4 protein-coding genes are annotated in these 5,120 nt (G+C 60.5%); all 4 read left to right on the top strand.

The window, feature by feature from the left end; genetic code table 11:
• The coding region (locus tag ACTHXA_RS15335; RefSeq protein WP_441673751.1) for a thiolase family protein at positions 1–1,083 on the top strand (1,083 nt) is incomplete at its 5' end.
• Positions 1,083–1,919: an enoyl-CoA hydratase/isomerase family protein gene (locus tag ACTHXA_RS15330; protein ID WP_441673750.1), complete on the top strand. Its 837-nt coding sequence runs from the start codon at positions 1,083–1,085 to the stop codon at positions 1,917–1,919. The genes ACTHXA_RS15335 and ACTHXA_RS15330, both read left to right, overlap by 1 nt.
• On the top strand, positions 1,916–2,776 hold the full coding sequence (locus ACTHXA_RS15325) for a 3-hydroxyacyl-CoA dehydrogenase family protein (RefSeq protein ID WP_441673749.1): 861 nt from the start codon (positions 1,916–1,918) through the stop codon (positions 2,774–2,776). Before ACTHXA_RS15330 ends, ACTHXA_RS15325 begins: the two co-directional genes overlap by 4 nt.
• A gap of 123 nt (positions 2,777–2,899) precedes the next feature.
• The gene (paaZ, locus tag ACTHXA_RS15320; RefSeq protein WP_441673748.1) at positions 2,900–5,020 is read left to right on the top strand and encodes a phenylacetic acid degradation bifunctional protein PaaZ; all 2,121 of its coding nucleotides are present in this window, start codon (positions 2,900–2,902) and stop codon (positions 5,018–5,020) included.
• Positions 5,021–5,120 lie beyond the last annotated feature (100 nt).

The raw sequence follows: 5,120 nt of genomic DNA, 5'->3' as shown, positions 1-5,120 counted from the left end.
CCCGGGACGGTGGAAGAGGTCGTATTCGGCAACGCTAACGGTGCCGGCGAAGAAAATCGGAATGTTGCGAGGATGGCGTGGTTGCTCGCTGATCTACCCCGCGAGGTGCCCGGATACACGGTGAACCGGCTGTGCGCATCCGGGATGACGGCCATCGTTTCGGCCTCTCAAATGATTCGCTCCGGGGACGCGGATATCGTTATGGTCGGCGGCGTGGAGTCGATGACGCGAGCGCCCTGGGTCATGGAAAAGCCAGGTAAGGCCTGGGCAAAGCCGGGGGAGGCGTTCGATACCTCGATTGGTTGGCGGTTCCCCAATCCGCGATTTGAGAACGGGGAGCTCGCGCGCGATGGAAAAATGACCTACTCGATGCCGGAAACAGCAGAAGAGGTTGCGGAACAGTTTGGCATTAGCCGTGAGGATGCGGATGCATTTGCGGTGGAGTCGCACGAGAAGGCCTTCCGCGCCATCGTGGAAGGCCGCTTCGATAATGAAATCGTGCCCGTTGAGGTTGTCGGGCGTAAGGGCGCTGTCACCGTGGTTGATACGGACGAGGGCCCTCGCGAAGGCACGACAATGGATGTTCTGGCCAAGCTTCGCGGTGTCGTCAAGGCAGACGGTGTGGTCACCGCTGGCAACTCTTCCTCGCTCAATGACGGCGCCTCGGCACTCGTGATCGCCTCCGACGCAGCCATCGAAAAGTATGGCCTCACGGCTCGTGCACGCGTGGTGCGTGGGGCCTCGGCCGGAGTTGACCCGGAGATCATGGGAATTGGTCCGGTGCCTGCTACCCGCAAGGTACTTGAGCGTGCGGGGTGGTCCACGGATGACCTCGGTGCGGTGGAACTGAACGAGGCGTTTGCGACGCAGTCCCTTGCGACAATCCGCGAACTTGGACTCGACAGCTCGATCATCAATCGCAATGGTGGGGCGATCGCGCTCGGTCACCCGCTCGGCTCTTCCGGCGCACGAATCACGATCACGCTCTTGAACCGAATGGAGCAAGAGGGCGTCGATCGCGGTCTCGCTACGATGTGTGTCGGTGTTGGCCAAGGCTCGGCAGTTCTGCTGGAGCGTGTCTAGTGAATACGTTTCCCGAGCATTTTGAGCGTCTCCAGGTGACGGTCGCCGAGGACCGCGTCACTGTCATCCTCGACCACCAACCGACTCGCAATGCCATTGACCAGCAAATGGTCGATGAACTCCACGTGATCTGCGCCGAACTCGAGCGGGAGCCGCGCATCCTCATCCTTGCCGGGGCAAACGGTCTCTTTGCCTCCGGAGCCGATATTGCCCAACTCAAAGAGCGGCGCCGTGATGACGCGCTGGCGGGCATTAACTCCACGATTTTCGATCGAATCGCGAAGCTTCCGATGCCCGTGATTGCGGCGCTCGAAGGCTTTGCGCTCGGTGGCGGCGCGGAGCTCGCTTACGCAGCAGATTTCCGGATTGCGGCGCCCAACGTGAAGCTTGGCAATCCGGAAACAGCGCTCGGCATTATGGCTGCGGCGGGAGCTACCTGGCGACTGCGCGAGCTGGTGGGCGAGCCACTGGCCAAGGAGATTCTGCTGGCTGGCCGCCAACTTGATGCTGAAGAGGCACTTGCCTGCAATCTGATTACCGAGATTCACGCGGTTGATCAGCTCCTTCCGGGTGCGAATGCGCTAGCGGATCGCATTGCGAAGCAGGACCCGCTCGCGGTGCGGATCAGCAAGTCGGTATTTCACACTCCGCGTGAGGTACATCCACTCATCGACACGCTCGCACAGGGCATGCTCTTCGAATCGGAAGCCAAGTTTGAACGCATGCAGGGATTCCTCGATGCTAAGGCGGCGCGAAAGGCAAAGCGGGAATCGGCACAGGACTCGTCAGCACAGGACACGTCAGCACAGAACACAGAAGGGCGGCACGAGCAGTGACCGACACAATCAACTTTCCCTCGCGCGTTGGCGTCATCGGTGGCGGCCGGATGGGCGGCGGTATTGCGCACGCATTCCTCATGGCGGGTGCGAACGTCACCGTGATCGAACGCGACCCCGTTGCGGCCTCGGACGCGAGAGAACGAATTGAATCCTCGGTGGCAAAGTCAATTGAGCGCGGCGCGACAGACGCAAATTTCGATGAGGTTGTCCAGCGGCTCGACGTCGAGATCACCTATGACGCGTTCTCTGAAGTTGAGCTCGTCGTCGAAGCGGTATTTGAAGACTTCAATGCGAAGGTTGACGCACTCACGACCGCCGAGCGCCATATTGCTGACACGGCGGTGCTCGCCTCCAATACCTCCTCGATTTCGCTCGCGACACTTGCGGCACAGCTCAAGCGATCGGCGCAGTTCCTCGGTCTGCACTTCTTCAATCCCGTCCCCGCATCCACGCTCATCGAAGTGGTAGTCGCCCCGGAAACCGCGGGGCCCGTCGCTGCCGCGGCGCCAGCATGGGTTGAACAGCTGGGGAAGACTCCGGTGGTGGTGAAGGACTCGCCGGGCTTCGCATCCTCACGCCTTGGCGTGGCAATTGCCCTCGAAGCCATGCGAATGGTCGAGGAAGGCGTGGCGAGTGCGAAAGACATCGACGCGGCCATGGAACTTGGCTATAAGCATCCTTCGGGCCCACTCAAGACGACCGACATTGTTGGGTTGGATGTGCGACTCGGTATCGCAGAGTATCTCGCCGAACACCTGGGGGAGCGATTCGCGCCGCCACAGATCCTGCGTGACAAGGTTGCTCGAGGTGAACTCGGACGTAAAAGCGGTAAGGGTTTCTACGACTGGAGCTAATCCGCGCAAGTGGAATGCACACGGATTAGTCGTCTAGTCTGGAGGGGTATTCCCGACCGGTCGGTCGGGAATCCCGCAGCCGCAGCCCGCGTAACGATGCGCGGCCCGAAGAAACGGACAAGGATGACCGATACGATCTCGAAATCGCAGACCGCAGGATTTGTTCCGAGCTATGTGAGTGGAAACTGGTGGACGCCCCAGGAAGACGCTCAAGCAACATCCATTCGTGATACCTCGTCCGGTGAGGAAATCGCTCGCGTATCGAGTGATGGGCTCAACGTTGCTGAGGCGATCAAGTATGCGCGCACGGTAGGTCGCGACGGCCTCGGCGAATTGACCATTCACAAGCGGGCACTCAAGCTCAAAGAGCTTGCCCTGTTCCTCAATGAGCGCAAGCAAGAGCTCTATGACCTGTCGATGGCGAATGGTGCCACCAAGGGTGACTGCTTTTTTGACGTAGACGGTGGCATCGGTGTGCTGTTCACGATGAGCTCCAAGGGTCGTCGCGAACTGCCTAACTCGAACGTCGTGATTGACGGGCCAATGGAGCCGATGTCCAAAGATGGTTCGTTCATTGGCGAACACATTTACACGCGCATCCCCGGAGTGACCGTGGAAATCAACGCCTTCAACTTCCCGGTCTGGGGCATGCTCGAGAAATTTGCCCCCGCCTTCATCGCCGGGATTCCCAGCATCGTGAAGCCTGCCACGCCCACGAGCAATATCACCGCAGCGTGCGTCAAACTCATTATCGACTCGGGGATCCTGCCGGAGGGATCACTCCAATTCATCGCCGGATCAGCCCGCGAACTGCTTGACCACCTCGACTATCGGGACATGGTGGCGTTCACCGGGTCGAAGGCTACCGCGGACCGCCTTCGGCAGCACCGGAACGTGCAGGAGGGTGGTGTGCGGTTCACTGCTGAAACGGATTCGCTCAATGCCGCGATTCTCGGCACTGACGTCACTCCGGAGGCCCCGGAATTCCCGGCATTCATTCGCGCAGTGGTTAATGAGATGCAGGTGAAGGCGGGGCAGAAATGTACCGCGATCCGGCGCGTTATCGTGCCACATGCGCTCGTTGAGCCGGTGGTGCATGCGCTGGCCGCGCGCCTCGACGAAAAGGTCACTGTTGGTGACCCTCGTGTGGAGGGCAACACCCTGGGTTCGCTCGCTTCCTTTGATCAGCTTCGGGATGTGCGTGAAGCGGTCGACTCTCTCGTCGCGGCCGGTGGTCAGGTGGCCTACGGGAATAACGAATGGGATTTGAATCAGCAGGGTGCCTTCCTCGAGCCCGTCGTGCTCAAATGGGATGATAACCGCGTCGAAGCTTTGCATAGCACCGAAGCCTTTGGCCCGGTCACCTCGGTACTCGGGTACGAGACCGTCGCCGAGGCGGTGGATCTCGCCGCACTCGGTAACGGTTCGCTCGTCGCCACTGTGTGCTCCTATGACATGGAAGTGGCGGGCGAACTTGCTCGCGGCATCGCGGGCTACCACGGTCGCATCCACATGCTCAATCGCGATAACGCACGGACCTCAACCGGGCACGGATCGCCGATGCCTCACCTCGTGCACGGCGGTCCCGGTCGCGCGGGTGGTGGCGAAGAACTCGGTGGTGTGCGCGCTATCAAGCACTATATGCAGCGCACGGCTCTGCAGGGCACGCCGGACTTGCTCACAGCAGCGACCGGAGTCTGGCACCCGGGTGCGGCACAGAACCGCGTCGGTGAGCCTGAATTTGGGGGAGTGCCCGAGGGACAGGACGGTGCGATTCACCCGTTCCGAAAATCACTCGAAACGCTCGAGATCGGTGACGCATTTGTGTCCGGTCTCCGTCAGGCGACCAAGCAGGAAATCACTGACTTTGCCCATTCGACGGGGGATATCTTCTACGCACACGTGAACGCCGAGGCTGCCGAAGCGAACCCGTTCTTCCCCGGCATCGTTGCCCACGGCTACCTGCTGATTAGCTGGGCTGCGGGACTCTTTGTCGCACCGGGTGAAAGCGCCGTCTACGCGAACTACGGTATGGAGAACCTGCGGTTCATCACCCCGGTTGGCATCGACGACTCGGTTCGTGTGGAACTCACCGCAAAGCGCATCACGCCGCGAGAAACTGAGGATTACGGCGAAGTGGCGTGGGATGCGCGATTGATCAACCAAAACGAAGAAGTGGTGGCAACCTACGACGTGCTCACGCTCGTGGCAAAGCGTGAGGATCAGGCACTCGGCGGCGAATAGCCGCGCGTAGATAACCCTCCCTCATTTGAAAAAGTGCCACGAGACGGTATCCGCCCGGCGTGTCGCCGCGTGTCGAGCCGCCTCGTGGCACTTTTTCAGT

Origin of the sequence: Gulosibacter sp., assembly GCF_052090685.1 — a bacterium.
Classification (GTDB): Bacteria; Actinomycetota; Actinomycetes; order Actinomycetales; family Microbacteriaceae; genus Gulosibacter.
The sequence above is the reverse complement of the archived record's forward strand: the minus strand, read 5'-3'. Positions and strand labels throughout refer to the sequence as shown.